This window comes from Streptomyces kanasensis (genome assembly GCF_043077165.1).
Classification (GTDB): Bacteria; Actinomycetota; Actinomycetes; order Streptomycetales; family Streptomycetaceae; genus Streptomyces; species Streptomyces changanensis.
On the sequence record NZ_JBIBSF010000008.1, the window covers coordinates 54,053 to 71,845 of the forward strand.

The 17,793-nt window shown below is 75.2% G+C and carries 17 protein-coding genes; 8 read left to right on the forward strand and 9 right to left on the reverse strand.

Going from position 1 to position 17,793, the window contains the following annotated elements:
• Position 1: 1 nt before the first annotated feature.
• From ACF053_RS20365 to ACF053_RS20375, 3 genes are all read right to left on the reverse strand, one after another.
• Entirely contained in the window at positions 2-1,174 is a 1,173-nt protein-coding gene (locus ACF053_RS20365) for a 3-deoxy-7-phosphoheptulonate synthase (protein ID WP_391955182.1), read from the reverse strand.
• A gap of 88 nt (positions 1,175-1,262) precedes the next feature.
• Positions 1,263-1,751, reverse strand: a complete 489-nt coding sequence (locus ACF053_RS20370) for a PhzA/PhzB family protein (RefSeq protein ID WP_391955183.1) — start codon at positions 1,749-1,751, stop codon at positions 1,263-1,265.
• 339 nt (positions 1,752-2,090) lie between these two features.
• Positions 2,091-3,260 (reverse strand): ParB N-terminal domain-containing protein, encoded by a 1,170-nt coding sequence (locus ACF053_RS20375; RefSeq protein ID WP_391955184.1) that lies wholly within the window; start codon positions 3,258-3,260, stop codon positions 2,091-2,093.
• A gap of 497 nt (positions 3,261-3,757) precedes the next feature.
• Between ACF053_RS20375 and ACF053_RS20380 the strand changes: the two genes are divergently transcribed.
• The 8 genes from ACF053_RS20380 (at position 3,758) to ACF053_RS20415 (ending at position 11,627) form a co-directional block, all read left to right on the forward strand.
• Positions 3,758-4,150 carry an ArsR/SmtB family transcription factor gene (locus ACF053_RS20380; protein ID WP_391955185.1) on the forward strand — a complete coding sequence of 131 codons (393 nt, stop codon included), beginning with the start codon at positions 3,758-3,760 and terminating at the stop codon, positions 4,148-4,150.
• Positions 4,147-4,794 (forward strand): SRPBCC family protein, encoded by a 648-nt coding sequence (locus ACF053_RS20385; RefSeq protein WP_058941423.1) that lies wholly within the window; start codon positions 4,147-4,149, stop codon positions 4,792-4,794. The genes ACF053_RS20380 and ACF053_RS20385 overlap by 4 nt, the downstream gene beginning before the upstream one ends.
• Before the next feature lie 123 nt (positions 4,795-4,917).
• Positions 4,918-5,271, forward strand: coding sequence for a DUF3099 domain-containing protein (locus ACF053_RS20390; RefSeq protein ID WP_058941424.1), 354 nt, complete (start codon positions 4,918-4,920; stop codon positions 5,269-5,271).
• Between the two features lie 301 nt (positions 5,272-5,572).
• Complete coding sequence (locus ACF053_RS20395; protein WP_391955186.1) at positions 5,573-6,793, forward strand: FAD-dependent monooxygenase; 1,221 nt, start codon at positions 5,573-5,575, stop codon at positions 6,791-6,793.
• A 73-nt stretch (positions 6,794-6,866) separates the two neighbouring features.
• Positions 6,867-8,498 carry a cytochrome bc1 complex cytochrome b subunit gene (gene qcrB, locus ACF053_RS20400; protein WP_058941426.1) on the forward strand — a complete coding sequence of 544 codons (1,632 nt, stop codon included), beginning with the start codon at positions 6,867-6,869 and terminating at the stop codon, positions 8,496-8,498.
• 234 nt (positions 8,499-8,732) lie between these two features.
• Positions 8,733-10,259, forward strand: a complete 1,527-nt coding sequence (locus tag ACF053_RS20405) for an FAD-dependent oxidoreductase (protein ID WP_391955187.1) — start codon at positions 8,733-8,735, stop codon at positions 10,257-10,259.
• 27 nt (positions 10,260-10,286) lie between these two features.
• Entirely contained in the window at positions 10,287-10,682 is a 396-nt protein-coding gene (locus ACF053_RS20410; RefSeq protein WP_391955188.1) for a VOC family protein, read from the forward strand.
• Between the two features lie 3 nt (positions 10,683-10,685).
• Positions 10,686-11,627, forward strand: a complete 942-nt coding sequence (locus ACF053_RS20415; RefSeq protein ID WP_391955189.1) for a M56 family metallopeptidase — start codon at positions 10,686-10,688, stop codon at positions 11,625-11,627.
• Positions 11,628-11,843: 216 nt separating this feature from the next.
• On the opposite strand, the gene ACF053_RS20420 is transcribed toward ACF053_RS20415, so the two are convergent.
• The 6 genes from ACF053_RS20420 to ACF053_RS20445 all read right to left on the reverse strand — a co-directional run bounded on the left by ACF053_RS20420 (position 11,844) and on the right by ACF053_RS20445 (position 17,757).
• Positions 11,844-12,515 carry a GntR family transcriptional regulator gene (locus ACF053_RS20420; protein ID WP_391955190.1) on the reverse strand — a complete coding sequence of 224 codons (672 nt, stop codon included), beginning with the start codon at positions 12,513-12,515 and terminating at the stop codon, positions 11,844-11,846.
• 50 nt (positions 12,516-12,565) lie between these two features.
• Positions 12,566-13,567, reverse strand: a complete 1,002-nt coding sequence (locus tag ACF053_RS20425) for a proline racemase family protein (RefSeq protein ID WP_391955191.1) — start codon at positions 13,565-13,567, stop codon at positions 12,566-12,568.
• Positions 13,568-13,585: 18 nt separating this feature from the next.
• Positions 13,586-14,479, reverse strand: coding sequence for a dihydrodipicolinate synthase family protein (locus ACF053_RS20430; protein WP_391955192.1), 894 nt, complete (start codon positions 14,477-14,479; stop codon positions 13,586-13,588).
• 14 nt (positions 14,480-14,493) lie between these two features.
• Positions 14,494-16,023 (reverse strand): FAD-dependent oxidoreductase, encoded by a 1,530-nt coding sequence (locus ACF053_RS20435; RefSeq protein WP_391955193.1) that lies wholly within the window; start codon positions 16,021-16,023, stop codon positions 14,494-14,496.
• On the reverse strand, positions 16,007-16,327 hold the full coding sequence (locus ACF053_RS20440; RefSeq protein ID WP_391955194.1) for a (2Fe-2S)-binding protein: 321 nt from the start codon (positions 16,325-16,327) through the stop codon (positions 16,007-16,009). Before ACF053_RS20440 ends, ACF053_RS20435 begins: the two co-directional genes overlap by 17 nt.
• A gap of 155 nt (positions 16,328-16,482) precedes the next feature.
• The gene (locus ACF053_RS20445) at positions 16,483-17,757 is read right to left on the reverse strand and encodes an NAD(P)/FAD-dependent oxidoreductase (protein ID WP_391955195.1); all 1,275 of its coding nucleotides are present in this window, start codon (positions 17,755-17,757) and stop codon (positions 16,483-16,485) included.
• Positions 17,758-17,793: the final 36 nt, after the last annotated feature.

Genomic DNA, 17,793 nt, shown 5'->3' on the forward strand with positions numbered 1-17,793 from the left:
GTCAGGCGTCCCAGGCGGAGATCACCGAGGTCGCCTGCTCCACCGTCAGCCGCGGGTCGCAGTGGGAGGTGTACCGGTCACCGACCCGGGCGAGGTCCGCCGTGTCGGCCGCGCACTCGGTGACGTCGTCGGGGGTCGTCTCCAGGTGCAGTCCGGCGGGGACGCCGCCGGCGGCCCGTACCGCGCCGACGAAGTCGCGCACCTCCCGCCGGAGGGCCCCGACGAGGCGGGTCTTGCGGCCCTCCGGGGTCGTGACGGTGTTGCCGTGCATCGGGTCGCAGAGCCACAGGGCCGGGTGCCCCGCCGCCCTGACGGTCTCGACGAGCCGCGGCAGTCGGTCGGCGACGAGGTCGGCACCCATCCGTGCGATGAGGGTGAGGCGGCCCGGCTCGCGTTCCGGGTCCAACCGCCCGCACAGGGCGACGAGTTCGTCCGGTGACGTCGACGGGCCGATCTTGCACGCGACGGGGTTGGCCACCGCGGCCAGGAGGGCGACGTGCGGGCCGTCCGCGCGGCGGGTCCGCTCCCCGATCCACGGCCAGTGCGTGGAGCCCAGGTACAGCGTCCCCGCGGCGCCGCGCCGGAGCATGGGCATCTCGTAGGCGAGGAGCAGTGCCTCGTGGCTGGTCCACACGGGCGCGTCGACCGCGGGGCGACCGTTGGGGCCGCGCCAGCCGAGGTGGTCCATGATGTCGCTCGCCGCCATGTACCCGGTGAGGATGCGCAGCGGGTCGGGCCGCCGGCCGTCCGCCGTCGGCTCGGGGCCGTTCACCATGTGGCCGCGGAAGACCGGCAGGGTGAGGTCGCCGACGCGTTCCGTGCCGTTGGAGCGCGGTTTGGCGAACTGGCCGCCGATGCGGCCCACGCGGAGCACCGGCGCGTGGGCGCGCATCCGCAGCGCCCCGGCCATGATGTCGAGGGCGGCGCTCTTGCGGGCGACGTGCCGCGGGGTGCACTCCTCGGGGTCCTCGGCGCAGTCGCCGGCCTGCACGACGAGGGTCCGGCCCTCCGCCGCGTCCGCGAGGAGCGCGCGCAGGGTGCGCACGTCCGCCTCGCGGACGAGCGGGGGGCGGGACGCCAGCACCTCTCCGACGCGCTCGACCTGGCCGGTGTCGCTCCACTGGGGCTGCTGCGGCGCGGTGGCCGTCCCGATCTCGGGCATGACGTGCTCCACGGTTCTCCATCGGTCGGGGGCGAGCGACTGGTGGGCGGGTTCTCGTCGGCGGTGCGCGGCGGTGCGACGCGGGGCGGGCGTACCGCCGTCAGGTCGGTATTCCCTCGCGCTTGATCTCGGGTACGGGAATTCCGAGGGCGCGCAACTGCTCGAACGGGTTCATGAACTCCCGCTGCAGCTTGATCTTCCCGTTCTCCAGGAGGAAGGAGTGCAGGAAATGGTTCTCGTACCGACCCTCGGGATAACCGGGGAAGCGAATGGCGCCGACTCCGTCGCACTCGACCCAGAAGAAGTTCGGGTCCTGCGTCTCGAAGATCTCGATGTTCGTCCATTCCCAGTCCGGAAAGCACTTCAGCGACCAGACCGCGTGCTCACCGAGGCGGTCGCGGCCGCGGATGGCGATCGGCTGTCCGGTGTCGTTGGTCCACAGGCCGCCGACACCGTCCTCCGTGAAGAGCAGGTGACGCCGCAGGCGGTCCTCACCCCGGGTGTTCATGTAGGTCTCGACCGTGGCCCGGTTGACCTTCCTGAGCTCCGCGTCCTCGGCGGTCCCCGGGAAGTGAGCACTGCTGGACATGACTGGCCTCCGACTGCACGTGGCTGGTGTGGCGGGAAGGGGCACGGGCGGGAACGCCTCGCGGGGTGCGCGCGCCGACGGCACGCGGGACACGGCCCGCGGCATTCCGGTCCTCGACCGCGAGCGCGGCGGGAAATGCGGCGGGCCGAATGACGGCGGGCCGTTTCCCGGCCCGCCCGCCGTTCGGATCGTCGACGCTTTTCTGCAATCCCCCGAGGCGGCTTCCCGAGCCGCTACGGTCCTTAGCTTTTACGAACGCCCCGTGCGTGTCAAGGCTGTGGCTGCGCACATGAACCGGATTTCCCCGGGTTCAACTGCCGCGCGGAAATGCGAAAGCGTTCACCGTGGGGAATCCGGGTCGGTCGGCACCGACTCGGCGAGTTTCCTCAGCTCTTCGCAGCGCCTGAGGAGCACCTCGCGGACGAGCGGCACGCAGTGGGCGGGGACCGCCTCGGCGATCTCCTCCCACCGGGGTTGGGCCAGCTCGGTCGCCAGGAGCATCCGCAGCAGCTGCCGGCCGGACTCGGTCGCGCGCAGCGCCGGGTCCCGCGCGAGCTTGCGCACGGCGGTGGCGGGGTCGAACGGGGCGCCGCGGGCCTCGCCCCGCGCCCGGCCCGTCTGGTCGGCCGGCGGCCGCGCCACCGCCGACCGCACGCCGGTTCTCGGTACGGCCGTCGGGGGCGTACCGACGGACGAGCCGCCGGCCGGCGCGCCGGTGGGTCCGGCACCGCCGGACGGGGTTCCGCCGGGGGGCGTCCGGGCGGGTGGCGGCGCCGTGTCCCCGCGCCGTTCCTCCGGGCCGCGCAACCGGTCGGGCACGACGTCGCGGCCCTTGACGAGGCGTTCCCTGACGTCCCGTACCGTCCCCACCGCCAGGCCCGTCCTGCGGGCCACCTCGCGCAGGGACATCCCCGGGTGCTCGGCGAGCAGGACGGCGGCGCTGCGCCGCCCGTCGACGCTGCTGAGGGGCCGTACCCGCCCGTCGCCGCCGACGCGCCGGGCGGGCCCCCCGTCGTACTCGCCGGCCCGTGCGCGGACCTTGCCCACGGTCTTGGGGCTGAGGCCGGTGCGCTGCGCCAGGACGCGGTCCGACCAGTGCGGGTGGGAGCGGATGACGCGGGCGGCGGCGGCCTTGCGCTCGTCGAGGGTGAGCGGCAGTCCGTGCCGGACGTTGAGTTGGACGGCGAGGACGAAGGCGTCCTCCTCGGTACCGTCGAAGAACTGGACCTCGACCGCCGTCCGGCCCCGCATGACGGCGGCGCGTAACCGGTGCGCCCCGTCGATCACCCGCATGGTGGCCCGGTGCACGAGCAGCGGGTCGCAGGTGCCGCCGGTCTCCGCGAGGAGGCGGACGTGGGACGGGTCCTCGCGCTGTTCGCGCGGTGCGAGCGACGGCATGAGCTCGTCGATGGAGACGACCTCGCAGGGGAGGTCGCGGAGCCGTTCGGGCGCGTCGAGGAGGGGGTTCTCCGCGATCCGGTCCGGCGGGAGTGCGTGGTGGAGTGTCACGGGCGGCAACTTCCTCGGTGGTTCCCTCGACTGCCCGCCCGGGCTCTGCCCGGGCGGCTCGGACGGTGGGGTGCTCTGTTCCACGGAGGTGTGCTCGCCCCGCCGGCGGTACGGCGCCCGGAACCCGCTCCTGCCGGCAGGTGTACCGGGTGGTGAACCGTCGCCGAAGCCGCATGCGTCGACCGACGGTCGGCACGCGTCGCCCCCCCGTGGGCTCGTCGGTCTCGTCAGGCTCGTCAGTCACGTCGTTGACTTCACGCGAGAACGCTAGTCAAGGACGTTCGCGGTCACAATCCCTCTTCCTACCGTCCGGTTCGCCCGCCCCCGCTGGTCGGGCGGGTGGGGGCCGCCGGGAAAAACGGCGATCACCGGACGTTCCCGGGCGGTCCGGACGGTCCGGGGGCGGGGACCCGGGCACCCCCGGGGGGTCCGGGCGGTCGGCGACTTGTCTTGATTCAACCTTCTCTTACATAAGCGGCGGCCAATATTTTGAGGCCGTGCACGCCTTCGAGGTCCTCGCCGACCCGGTGCGACGGCGCATCCTGGAGCTGCTGGCCTGGGACGAGCAGTCGGCCGGGGAGCTCGGCACGGCCATCCGCGGGGAGTTCGGCATCTCCCAGCCCGCCGTCTCCCACCACCTGCGGGTCCTGCGGGAGACCGGTTTCGCCACCGTGAACCCCGAGGGCACGCGCCGCCGTTACGCCGTGTCGCCCGACCGCCTGCGGGAGGTCGACGACTGGCTCGGCCACTTCCGCCGGTTCTGGGAGCAGCGCCTCGACGCGCTCGGTACCGAACTCGTCCGGGGCCGGCGCGAGCGCCTCGACGGGGACGGAGCCGCGGCGCCGCCGGGTGGCGGCGGGCCGCGGACGAACGACGGGAAAGAGCTGTGAGCGGAATCCTCGACCAGATCAACGCCGCCCACCGGGAGATCAGCGACGGCCCGGTGGGAGCGGGCGAGGGGCGCTCGCTCGTGCTCCGCAGGAGCTACGACGCCCCGGTCGACGAGGTGTGGAGCGCCTGTACGGATCCGGCCAGGATCCGGCGCTGGCTCGCACCGGTCAGCGGGGACCTACGGGTCGGGGGCGTCTTCCAGGTCGCGGAGCACACCCGCGGCAGGGTGCTGCACTGCGACCGGCCGCGGCTGCTGCGGGCGACGTGGGAGTACGGGCAGGGGTCCGTCACCGAGGTCGCGGTGCGGCTCACGGAGGACCCGGCGGGCGGCACGCTGCTGGAGCTGCGCCACGCCTCCCGCGCCGAGGTCGCCGACGAGCTGCTGCGCACGCGCGGACCGGCCGGCGCCGTCGCGAACGGCGCGGGCTGGGACCTGACGCTGCTCGGGCTGGGCCACTTCCTGCAGGGCCGGGACGTCGACGCGGTGCGGCGCGAGGACGCGCCGCAGATCCGCGAGTACGCGCTGCGCAGCTGCCGTGCCTGGGGCGCCGTCAGCCAGGCCGTCTGGGGCATCCGCGCCGACGACCTCGCCGGCATCGTGGAGACGGCGTTCCGCCGTGTCGTACCGGAGGTGTGCAACTGAGTACTTTCCTCACTTGCACGCCCCCCGCCGACCCTCGAACACGGGGTCCCGCGGGCGTAGCGTGGCGTGGAGATCCGGTCCGGGGGAATCGGCCCCGGCGCACGAGTCGGGGCGGGGGAGACGGTGTCGCGGAAGCGCAACGGCAAGCAGAAGCAGGTGTTTCGGATCACGCAGGCCCGCCAGGGCCTCGCCGAGGACGTACGCGGCAGGCAACGCCGTTACGTGATCTCGATGTCACTGCGCACGGTCTCCGTCGTCGTGGCGGCCGCCCTGTGGAACACGGAGCGGTACGTCGCCGTGGTGGCACTGGTGTTGAGCGTGGTCCTGCCGTACATCGCGGTGGTGGTGGCCAACGCCGGCCGGGAGACCCCGCCGGGCCTCGACCGGGTGACTGCGCCGGTTCCGCCCGTCCGCCCCGCACTGCTGCCGGGCGAGGCCGCCGCGAGCGCGCCGGGTCGGGAACGGACCGCGCCGTGACCGCCGTCCGACACCGTCACGGACACTGTCCTGCGGCCCCGCGTGACATGCAACACCCTTGCGGGTGTGCAGAGTTAGGCACTTTGCACACCCGCGCCGAGGATGTCCCGACTGCTAGCCTGGATCACCCGTCACGCCCGCACCACGACCTCTTCCTTCCGCACGCCGGGCTCACCAGCGCACAGGGCTACGGGACGACATGGGTACGCCCCGCTGATCCCGTTCAGCGGGGCGTACCCATGTCGACGCTCCGCCGTCCCCACGTTCCACGAACCGAACCGCAGGGAGCGCACACGTCACCATGGCAACCTCCACAGCAGACATACTGATCGCCGGGGCCGGCATCGGGGGGCTCACGGCCGCCCTGGCGCTGCACGCCCGCGGCATCCGCGCGACCGTGCTGGAGGCCGCCGAGGAGATCCGGCCGCTCGGCGTCGGCATCAACATCCAGCCGGCCGCCATCGCCGAACTCACCGCCCTCGGCCTCGGCGGCGAGCTGGCGGCCACCGGCATCGCCACCCGCGAGCACCTCTACGTCGACCACCTGGGCGCGACCCTGTGGAACGAGCCGCGCGGCGTGGCCGCCGGCCACCCGTGCCCGCAGTACTCCATCCACCGCGGCGACCTGCAGATGATGCTGCTCGCCGCCGTCCGCGACCGGCTCGGCGCCGACGCCGTGCGCACCGGCACCCGGCTCACCGGGTTCGAGCACGTCGACGGCGGTGTCCGGGCCCGCGTCCAGGGCCGGGGCGGCGCCGACGGACCCGTGCTGGAGGCGCCGGTGCTCGTCGGTGCCGACGGGCTGCACTCCGCGGTGCGCGCCGGGCTCCACCCGGACGGACCTCCGCTGTCCACCGGCGGGGTGCAGATGTGGCGGGGACTGGCCGAGCTGGACGGCTTCCTCGACGGCCGCACCATGATCGTGGCCTCCGACGAGCAGGCCACCCGACTGGTCGCCTACCCGGTCTCGGCCCGGCACGCGGAGCGGGGCAAGGCCCTGCTGAACTGGGTGTGCCTGGTCCAGGACCCGACGGGCGGGAACCCGGCCGGCGCCGGCTCCCCGACCCTGCCGGGCGGGATCGACGACGTCCTCCCCCACCTGGCGCACTGGGACTTCCCGTGGCTCGACCTGCGCGAGGTGCTCGCCCGCAGCGAGCACATCCTGCGCTACCCGATGGTCGACCGCGAACCGCTGCCGCGGTGGGGCGAGGGCCGGGTGACGCTGCTCGGCGACGCCGCCCACCCGATGTACCCCATCGGGGCGAACGGCGCCTCGCAGGCCGTCCTCGACGCCGCGGCGCTCGCCGCCGAGCTCGCCGCGCACGGTGACCCGGTCACCGCGCTGGACCGCTACGAGGCGGCGCGGCGTCCCGCCACCACGGCGATCGTGCAGGCCAACCGGGACATGGACCGGGCCGAACGGGCCATGGTGAGGCGTCCCGACCGGGACAAGACCGCGACGCTCGTGGCGGTGACCACCCGCTACCGGGCGACGGTGGAACGGCGGAACGCCTCGGGCTGACCCGTGTACTTCGGCCCTGCCGGCCCCGCGGTGCCCGCCGCGGGCCGGTGTCGACAACCTTCTGGGAGCGCGGATGAGTACCACCACGGAACAACCCCGCCGGGGGAAGGCACCCGCCGGTGAGCGGGTCGCCGACTGGGCGGACGGACGGCTGGGGATCTACTCCCTGGCCAAGACCAACATGCGGAAGATCTTCCCGGACCACTGGTCCTTCATGTTGGGTGAGGTCTGCCTCTACAGCTTCATCATCATCATCCTGACGGGCGTGTACCTGACGCTCTTCTTCCACCCGAGCATGAACGAGATCGTGTACCACGGCTCGTACGTGCCGATGCAGGGTGTGCGGATGACCGAGGCGTACGCCTCGACCCTGGACATCAGCTTCGACGTCCGCGGCGGTCTGCTGATCCGGCAGATACACCACTGGGCGGCGCTGATCTTCCTCGCCGGCATGTTCGTGCACATGATGCGCGTCTTCTTCACCGGCGCGTTCCGCAAGCCGCGCGAGGTCAACTGGCTGTTCGGCTTCCTGCTGTTCGTCCTGGGCATGTTCACCGGCTTCACCGGCTACTCGCTCCCCGACGACCTGCTCTCCGGCACCGGCGTGCGGTTCGTCGAGGGCGCGATCCTCGCCGTGCCGGTGGTCGGGACGTACCTCCAGATGTTCGTCTTCGGCGGGGAGTTCCCGGGGACCGACATCATCCCCCGCTTCTACGCGATCCACATCCTGCTGCTGCCGGGCATCATGCTGGCCCTCGTGGTGGCCCACCTGATCCTCGTCTTCCACCACAAGCACACGCAGTACGCGGGGGCGGGGCGCACCAACAAGAACGTCGTCGGCATGCCGTTCATGCCGGTGTACATGGCGAAGGCCGGTGGCTTCTTCTTCCTGGTCTTCGGCGTCATCGCGGTCATCGCCGGCGCGTTCACCATCAACCCCGTGTGGGCGGTCGGCCCCTACCGGCCGGACCACGTGTCGACCGGCGCGCAGCCCGACTGGTACATGGGCTTCACCGAGGGAGCCGTCCGGGCCATGCCCGCCTGGGAGTGGGTGCTGCCGACCGGGCACACCCTCAACTTCGGCGTGCTCATCCCGATGCTGCTGCTCGTGATCGTGCCGGGCGTCCTCGCGGTGTACCCGTTCTTCGAGTCGTGGCTGACCGGTGACAAGCGCGAGCACCACCTCCTGGACCGGCCCCGCAACGTCCCCACGCGGACGGCCTTCGGCGCGGCGTGGATCAGCTGGTACTTCGTGCTGATGATCGGCGGTGGCAACGACATCATCGCCACCTACTTCCACCTCTCCATCAACGCGATCACCTGGTTCGTGCGGATCGGGTTCTTCGTGGTGCCACCCCTGGTGTTCATCGTCACGAAGCGGATCTGCCTGGGCCTCCAGCGCCGCGACCGCGACAAGGTCCTGCACGGCCGTGAGACGGGCATCATCAAGCGGCTGCCGCACGGCGAGTTCGTCGAGGTCCACGAGGCGCTCAGCCAGGCCCAGCTGCACCGGCTCACCGCACACGAGCAGTACACGGTCGCGGCGCTCGGCCCGGTGGTCGACGAGAACGGCGTGGAGCGCAAGCCCACCCGCAAGGAGAAGCTGCGGGCCAGGCTCTCCAAGGGCTACTTCGGCGAGGGCAACCAGATCCCGAAGGTGACCGCGGAGGAGTACCGGGAACTCACCAGCGGCCACGGCCACTAGCACCACCCCTCCCGCCGGTCCGGAGGCGTCCCGCCGACCGGACCGGCGGGACGCCGCGGCCGGCGCGGCCACCACCGGCGCCACCGGCCCGCGCGGCCGCCCCGTCCCGAAGGCCGCCTCGCCCGCACGGCCGCCGGCCCGCACGGCCCGCGGCGCCGGCGCCCCCACGCGGGGCGCCGGACCAGTTCCGCGAGCGGAGCCCGATGCTTCCCACGCACCCAGGAGGGCCAGCACATGAGCCTCGACCCCACTTCGCGCGGCCCCGACACCGGTGACGGCCACGCCGTGGTCATCGGGTCCGGATTCGCCGGACTGACCGCGGCACGGGCGCTCGTGGACCACATGGACCGCGTCACGGTCATCGAACGCGACCGGCTGCCCCGCGGCCCGCGGTGGCGCCCCGGCGTGTCCCAGTCCCGCCACACCCACACCCTGACCGACACCGGGCTGCGCGCCCTGGAACAGCTCTTCCCCGGCGTCACCGGGGAACTCGTCGCCGCGGGCATGAGCGTCGTCCGCGTCCCGAGGGACGTCCTGCTGTACGGGCCGGGCGGCTGGCTGCCCCGCTTCGACAGCGGCCTGTCCGTGCTGACCGGCTCCCGCGACGTCCTCGACACGGTGGTCCGCAACCGGCTGCACGCCGACCGGAAGGTCCGCTTCCTCCAGCAGCACGAGGTGGTCGGCCTGGAGGGCGGCCGCAACGACACCGTCACCGGTGTGGTCCTGCGCCGGGCCGGCGACGACACCGGCCCCACCGGCGTGCGGCGGCTGTTGCGCGCCGAGTTCGTCGTGGACGCCTCCGGATACGCCTCGGCCACCCCGCAGTGGCTGCGCGAACTCGGGTACGAACCGCCCCGGGAGTCCGTCGTCGACGCGGGCGCGAGCTACGCCACCGCGGTGTACGCCCCACCCGTCGGCCACGTCGACGACTGGAAGGGCCTGCTGCTGACCGCCACGCCCGACAACCCGCGGCACGGGGCCCTCACCCCGTTGGCCGGCGGGAAGTGGATGGTCTCGTACGCCGAGAACGGGGCGGCCCACGCCCCGTCCGGGCACGCCGACTTCCTGGTCGCCCTGGGGCGGCTGCGCCACCCGCTGCTGCGGGAGGTCGTGGAGAGCGCCACGCCCCTCGGACCGGTCTACCGGTCCAACCGCACCGAGAACCGGTGGCGGCGCTACGAGTGGACACGGCGCCTGCCCGACCAGTTCGTCGTCATGGGTGACGCGCTGGCCGTGTTCCACCCCGTCCACGGGCAGGGGCTGACCGTCGCCGCGCAGTGCGCCGTCCTCCTCGACGCCATGCTGCGCAGCCACGGCAGCACGGTCGGCGTCGCCTACCGGCTCCGTCACGCGCTGGCCCGGCAGGTGGCCGGGGCCTGGCGGGCCGCGACCGCCACGGACCTCGCCTTCCCCTGTGCGGTCGCCGACGTCGACCCCCCGGGCCCGGCCGCGCGGCTCGCCCGGCGCTACCTCGACCGGGTGGCCCTGGCCGCCTCCGTCGACCGGGCCGCCGCCACCGCCACGCTCGAACTGGCCCACCTGCGCGCCACCCCGGCGGTGTTCCTGCGTCCCCGGGTCGTCGCGGCGGCGGTGCGCGGCGGGCGCCCCGCGGCGTTCGACGCGCCCAGCACCACGCACGGACGGGGGGTGCGGCGGCGGCGCCCCCCGCTGACCGCCGCGCCCTCGGTGGGCGCGTCCACCGCCGCGCCCCCGAGGAGCCGCGTCCCCGGCTCCTCCCCCACGCACCTGTCCGGCCGCTGAGTACGACGCCGAGGAAAGGGCCCCCCGATGATCACCAACCCGCGCCTGGCCGTGCTCTACGTCACCGACGTGGAGCGGACCCGGGACTTCCTCACGCGGACGCTCGGCTTCGAGCTCGCCGCCGACGTCCCGTACGGGGACGGCCGGCGCTGGGTGGAGGTCCGGCCGCCGCACGCGCACACCTGCGTGGCGCTCGCCGCCGTCGAACCGGCCCTGCTGGAGGTGCTGCACGCACGTGCGGGCCGGATGACGCACGGCTGGTTCGACTGCGACGACCTCGACACGACCTGTGCCGACCTGCGCGCCCGGGGCGTGGAGTTCGTCGTGGAGCCGCAGGAGGCGCCCTGGCGGGCGGGCAGCCGGTGGGCGCAGATCGCCGGCAGTGACGGGCACCTGTACGGGCTGACGGAACGGGGCCGCTGAGCCATGGCCGTCGCCGTCGCCCTGCTCGCCCTCGGCGTGCTGATCGCCGCCGCCGGGCCCCGCGCCCTCGCCCGCGCCCGGTGGCTGGACCGGGAACCCGTCGTCGCGCTGTGGGTGTGGCAGTGCGTGGTGGCGGCGGTGCTGCTGTGCTGCGCCCTGTCGATGACGCTGAGCGCGGCGGCCGCCTGGCACACGGTCCGCGTCCCCCTCTTCTCCCCCGCCCCCGGCTCCGTCCCGGCGGCGTACGGCCTCGGCACCGGTGACGCGTGGGCGGCGGCGACGGCCTCGCTGCTCGCCGTCGGCGGCGCCTGGACGGCCGCCATGCTCGCCCGCGAGGTCCTCGGGGCCCGCGCCCGCCGCCGGCACCTGCGGGCCGGACTGCGGCACCGCGCGCCCCTGCTGCCCGGGGAGGCCGCGACGGGCGGTCCGCGCCTCACCGTGCTGGAGGACCCGCGCCCGCACGCGGCGTGGCTCCCGGGCGGCCGGCCCCGGCTGGTCGTCACCACCGCGGCGCTGCGGCGGCTGGACGGCAGCCGGCTGGACGCCGTCCTCGCCCACGAGCGGGGCCACGCCCGCGCCCGCCACGACTGGTTGCTGCACTGCTCGGGGGCGCTCGCCAACGGCTTCCCGGGCGTACGGGTCTTCACCACCTTCCGCGACGAGGTGCACCGGCTGGTGGAACTGGCCGCCGACGACAGCGCCTCGCGCCGCCACGGCCGGCTGGCCATCGCCCTGGCCCTGGTCGAACTGAACGAGCACCGCGGGGTGTTCGGGCCCTGCCCCACCCCGTTGTCGCCGGCACGGCAGCGCGTCGACCGGCTGCTGGCGGCGGCACCCAGGCTCACCCCCTGGCAGCGGCTGCGGCTCACGGTCACCGCCGCGCTCGTCCCCGCCGCGCCCCTGCTGGTCACGTTCCTGCCGGGGCTCGGCGCGCTCCACGGCTAGGTCCTGTCCTGTGGACCAAGCCGGATCCGGGAGCGGCGTCCGGTGCCGTGGATCGCAAGGCGGAGGGGGGAGCGACTGCGGAACGTGGCCGACCGACGACGACGCGGTGAGACGCGGTGCCGGACGCCACGACCCCGGCACGGTCCGAAAGGCAGGCCCTGGTGGCCGTCACCGCCGGGCCGGGCCCCCGCCGGCTTCGTCCGGGGCCCGGGCGGGTCAGCGGTCCTCCGCCGCCCACAGGGACCGCACGTGGCCGAGGTGCCGGGCCATGCACTCCTCCGCCCCCGGGGCGTCCCCGGCGAGCATCAGGTCGAGGAGCTCCAGGTGCTCGCGGGCGGAGGCGACGAGCATGCCGCGCTCGTCCAGTGCGGTCAGGCCGTACAGCCGGGACCGCTTGCGCAGGTCGCCGACGGTCTCCACCAGCCGGTCGTTGCCGTGCAATGCCAGCAGGGAGAGGTGGAAGCGCCGGTCGGCGTCCAGGTAGCCGATGAGGTCGTGGTCGCGGGCCGACGCCACGATCTCCTCGGCGACCGGCCGCAGGGCCTCCAGTTGCTCGGGGGCGGCGGAGCGGGTGACGGCGCCGACCGTCGGCACCTCGATCAGCGCGCGCAGCTCGGTGTACTGGTCGAGGTCGTGCTCGCTGACCTCGGTGACGCGGAAGCCCTTGTTGCGGACGGGCTCGACCAGGCCCTCGCGGGCCAGGTCGAGCATCGCCTCGCGCACGGGGGTGGCGGAGATGCCGAAGTCCGCCGCGAGGGCCGGGGCCGAGTAGACCAGCCCCGGCTGGAGCTCACCGGAGATGAGGGCGGCGCGCAGGGCGTGGGCCACCTGGTCGCGCAGGCGCTCCTGCGCGGTGATGAGGTGGGGTTGCTTCAGATGGCCACCCATGGGTCTACCTCCGGGGCTGCTGTGGTGCGTGGGTTCGTTTCGCGGGCACCTCAGAGTAGGAAACCCGCGGGGAAGGGATCGTCGGGGTCCAGGAAGTACTGGGCCGTGCCGGTGATCCACGCCCGTCCCGTGACGGTGGGGACGACGGCGGGCAGACCGCCGACGGTGGTCTCGCCGACGAGCCGCCCGGTGAACCGGGTGCCGATGAACGACTCGTTGACGAAGTCCCGGCCGAGCGGCAGCGCGCCGCGCGCGTGGAGCTGTGCCATGCGCGCGGACGTGCCGGTGCCGCAGGGCGAGCGGTCGAACCAGCCCGGGTGGATCGCCATGGCGTGCCGCGAGTGCGCCGCGTCGGAGCCGGGGGCGGCCAGGTACACGTGTTTGAGGCCGCCGATGGCGGGGTCCTCCGGGTGGACCGGGCGGTCGGTGGCGTTCACGGCGCGCATGACGGCGAGGCCGGCCGCGAGGAGGTCCTCGCGGCGGGCCCGGTCGAAGGGCAGGCCGAGCCGGTCGAGGTCGACGAAGGCGTAGAAGTTCCCGCCGTACGCGAGGTCGTAGCGGACCGTGCCGTGGCCGGGGACCTCCACCTCGCGGTCGAGGGCGACGGAGAACGCGGGAACGTTGGTGAGGGTGACGGCCTTCGCGGCGCCGTCCTCCACGTGGACGTCCACGGTGACGAGCCCGGCGGGGGTGTCCAGCCGGACGGTGGTGACGGGTTCGGTGACGGCGACCATGCCCGTCTCGACGAGGACGGTCGCGACGCCGATCGTGCCGTGGCCGCACATGGGCAGGGCGCCGGACACCTCGATGTACAGCACCCCGTAGTCGGCGTCGGGGCGGGTGGGCGGCTGCAGGAGGGCGCCGCTCATCGCGGCGTGGCCGCGCGGCTCGTACATCAGGAGGGTGCGGAGGTGGTCGAGCTCCTCGACCAGGTGGCGGCGGCGCTCGGCCATGGTGGCGCCGGGGAGGACGCCGACGCCGCCGGTGACCACCCGGGTGGGCATGCCCTCGGTGTGCGAGTCGACGGCGTGGAAGACGTGTCGGGTACGCATCGGCGGGACCTCCGGCGGTCAGTCGAGGCCCTCGGCGAGGGCCTTCTCGGTGGCGGCGCGGACGGCGGCGGTCTGCGCCTCGGTGAGCGGGGAGCGCGGCGGGCGGGTGGGGCCGCCGGGGCGGCCGGCGATGTCCATCGACAACTTGATGGCCTGGACGAACTCGGTCCTGGAGTCCCAGCGCAGCAGCGGGTGCAGGGCGCGGTAGAGCGGCAGGGCGAGGTCCAGGTCCTGGGCGAGGGCCGCCCGGTAGAGGGCGGCGCAGGCGCCGGGCAGGGCGTTGGGGTAGCCGGCGATCCAGCCGACGGCGCCGGCGAGGGCGAGCTCCAGGAGGACGTCGTCGGCACCGACGAGGAGGTCGAGTTCGGGGGCGAGCTCGGCGAGCTCGTAGGCGCGGCGGACGTCGCCGCTGAACTCCTTGACGGCGACGACGTGCCCGTCGGCGTGCATCCGGGCGAGCAGCCCGGGGCCGAGGTCGACCTTGGTGTCATGGGGGTTGTTGTACGCGACGACGGGGACGCCGGCGCGGGCGACCTCGGCGTAGTGGGCGCGGACGGTCGCGTCGTCGGCGCGGTAGGCGTTGGGCGGCAGGAGGAGGACGGAGCCGCACCCCTCCTCGGCGGCCTGCTCGGCCCAGCGGCGGGCCTCGGCGGCGCCGTAGGCGGACACGCCGGGCATGACGCGCGCGCCGTCGCCGGCCGCCTCGACGGCGACGCGGACGACGCGGGCGCGCTCGTCGTCGGTGAGGGTCTGGTACTCGCCGAGCGAGCCGTTGGGGACGACGCCGTCGCAGCCGTCGGCGATCAGGCGGGCGACGTGCGCGGCGTAGGCGTCGTAGTCGACGGAGAGGTCGTCGCGCAGGGGCAGCGCGGTGGCGACCATGATGCCGTGCCAGGGCTTGGTGCGGGTCATGGAAAGGCTCCTCGTCAGGTGGTGGGGTGCTCGTCCCGCCCGGCCGCCCCCGGCGGGGGCGCGTCGGACGGGTCGGACGGGTCGGATGGGTCGGACGGGTCGGACGGGTCGGGCAGGGCGGCCAGGTGTCCGAGGGGTACGGGGCAGGAGAGCGGGCGCCGGTCGGGTGCCGGCGGCCCGCCCGCGAGGTGGGCGACGGCCTGGCCGCAGACGCGGCCCTGGCACCAGCCCATGCCGGCGCGGGTGAGCAGCTTGACGGTGCGGGCGTCGCGGGCCCCGAGCTCGGCCACGGCCTCGCGGACCTGCGCGACGGTCACCTCCTCGCAGCGGCAGACCTCCGTGGCGCCGTCGAGCCGGTCGGCCCAGCCGGCGCCGGGGCGGTGCGCGGCGGCCATCACGTCGGCGAAGGCGCGCAGGCGGGCCCGGCGCCGGGCGAGGACGGCGGTGCGGCGCGGGTCGCGCGGGGTGCCGCGCAGGGCGTGGGCCAGGGCCGCGGCGGCGATCTCGCCCTCGGTGAGGGCGAGGTCGGCGCCGCCGACGCCGCCGGTCTCCCCCGCGGCGAAGACACCGGGCACGGACGTGGCCTGGTCGGCGTCGAGCTCGAGCGCGGGCGTGCCGTCGGCGGTGCGGCGGGTGGCGCAGCCGAGGCCGGTGGCGAGTTCCAGTTGGGGGACGAGGCCGTGGCCGACGGCGAGCGCGTCGCACGGGACGCGGCGGGAGGTGCCGGGGACGGGCCGCCACGCCCGGTCGAGGCGCGTGACGGTGACGGCCTCGACGCGGTCGGTGCCGTGGGCCGCGGTGACGGCGTGCCGGGTGAGCAGGCGGGTCGCGCCGCGCAGGAGGGCCCCGCCCTGCCGGGCGCCCTCGACGAGCTTGCCGGGGTTGCGCAGCAGGGTGGGCAGGTCTCGGGCGTACGCGGTGTAGTCGGCGGCCTCGACGACGGCCGGCACGCGCGCGCCGGCGGCGGCGAGCGATCCGGCGACGGCGAGCAGCAGGGGTCCGCTGCCGGCGACGACGACACGTCCCCGAGCTCTCGGCTGCCCTGCGGCAGGGGATGCCCCTGTGCCGGGCAGGACGAGGCCGGACTTGAGCATGGCCTGGGCGCCGCCCGCGCCCACGACGCCGGGCAGGGTCCAGCCGGGGAAGGGGAGTTGGCGCTCGAACGCGCCGGTGGCGAGGAGGACCGCACGGGCGGTCACCGTGGCCGGCGCGCCCTCGGGTCCGGCGACGGCGTGCAGCCGCCAGGTGGTGTCGGCGTCGCGTACGACCGTCCACACGTGGTGGGCGGCGAGCCAGGTGATCCGGCCGGTCCTCCGGTGGGCGTCCAGGCGGCGGGCCCGGGTGGAGAAGCGGCGCCAGCCGTGGTGGAGGGCCTGCGGGCGGGTGGCGCCGAGGCCGGGCGCGGGGTGGCGGTAGTACTGGCCGCCCGGCCGCTCGCCCGCGTCGAGCAGGGTGACGCGCAGGCCGAGGTCGGCGGCGGTGACGGCGGCGGCGAGCCCGGCGGGCCCGGCCCCGACGACGGCGACGTCAGCGGGGGGTGTCACGGCCGGTCCCCTCCTGGGTGGTGACGGCGTCCCCGGGGCGTACCGGTACGAGGCAGGCGCGCTGGTTGGGGCGGCCGTTGACGGTGGCGAGGCAGTCGTGGCAGGTGCCGATCCCGCAGAAGGCGCCGCGCGGGGCGCCGGCGCCGCGGGTGGTGCGCCACGACAGGATCCCGGCCGCCCACAGGGCGGCGGCGAGGCTCTGCCCGGGGAGCGCGGTCAGGGGACGGCCGTCGAAGGTGAAGGGGTACGACTCCGTGGGCTCGGCGCGGACGAGGCCGAGCGGGTCGCGCGGGGCGCGGGCCATGGGGCGGCTCCTGGGGAGGTGCGCGGGGGCGGTTCGCTGCGGGGACCGGAGGATCGGGGCGGGGAGGTCCGGCGGGGGAGGTCCGGGCGGACCGGCCGGTGGGGGCGGTTCGGGCGGGGGCCGGTGCCGCGCGGGCGGGGGTGCCGGGCGCGGCGTCACGGGGCGCCGTCCGGCGGGGGCGGTCCGGCCTGCCGGGGCGCCGCGTGCTGGGACGGGCCGCCGTGCGCGGGCGGGGCCTGCGGGGGCGGGCCGTCCGGGGGCGGGAAGCGGTCCGGGCGGAACGGGGCCGGGTCCAGGGGCGGCGGGGCGCCGGTGAGCGCCGCGGTGACGAGGAGCCCGGTCGCCGGGGCGAGGCCGATGCCGGCGCCCTCGTGACCGCAGGCGTGGTGGAGCCCGGGGACGCGCGGGTCGGGCCCGACGGCGGGGAGGTGGTCGGGCAGGTAGGGCCGGAAGCCGCAGTACGCGCGGATCGCGTGGACGTCCGCCAGGGCCGGGAACAGCGCCGTCGCCTGGGCGGCGAGACGGCGCAGGGCCGGGGTGGACAGGGTGCGGTCGAAGCCGACGCGTTCCCGGGTGGCGCCGATGAGGACCGGTCCCGCCGGGGTGCTCTCGACCACCGCCGACGACTGCAGGGCGGCGGAGTCGCTCGCGACGTCGGTGACGTAGTCGGCGGCGTACACCTTGTGGCGGACGGTGCCCGGCGGGAGCGGCTCGGTGACGAGGACGAAGCCGCGGCGGGGCAGGACGGGCAGGTGGGTGCCGGCGAGGGCGGCGAACCGGCCGCCCCAGGTGCCGGCGGCGTTGACGACGGCGGGGGCGTGGAGGTCGCCGCGCGCCGTGCGGACGCCGCGGACGGCGCCGCCGGGGGTGGTGAGGACGGCGGTCACCTCCTCGCCGAGCCGCAGCAGGGCGCCGGCGCGGCGGGCGGCGCGCAGCAGGGCGGCGGCCGCCCGGGCGGGCTGGACCTGGGCGTCGGCGGGGTAGTGGACACCGCCGGCGAGGCCGGGCGCCAGGTGCGGTTCGAGTGCGTGCAGCGCGTCGGCGGGGACCTCGTGCGCCGTGACGCCGGCGCGGCGCTGACCGCGGGCGAAGGCGTGGAGAGCGGTGAGGGCGGTCTCGTCGGGTGCGATGACGAGACCGCCCTTGGGCTCGTACTCGATCGCGTCCTCCGGTGGCAGGGCCTCGGCGAGTTCCCGCCACAACCGGATCGACAGCCGGGCGAGGTCGAGCTCGGGGCCCGCCTCCTTGTCGGAGACGAGGAGGTTCCCCTCGCCGGCACCGGTGGTGCCGCCGGCGACGGGTCCGCGGTCGACGACCGCGACGGAGAGGCCGGCGCGGGTCGCGTAGTACGCGCACGCGGCGCCGACCACTCCGGCGCCGACGATCACGGCGTCCAGGGACGGGGGCGTCTGCGGTCCGGGGTGTCTCATGGGCACGTCAGTAATATTTCACATACTACTGAGCAC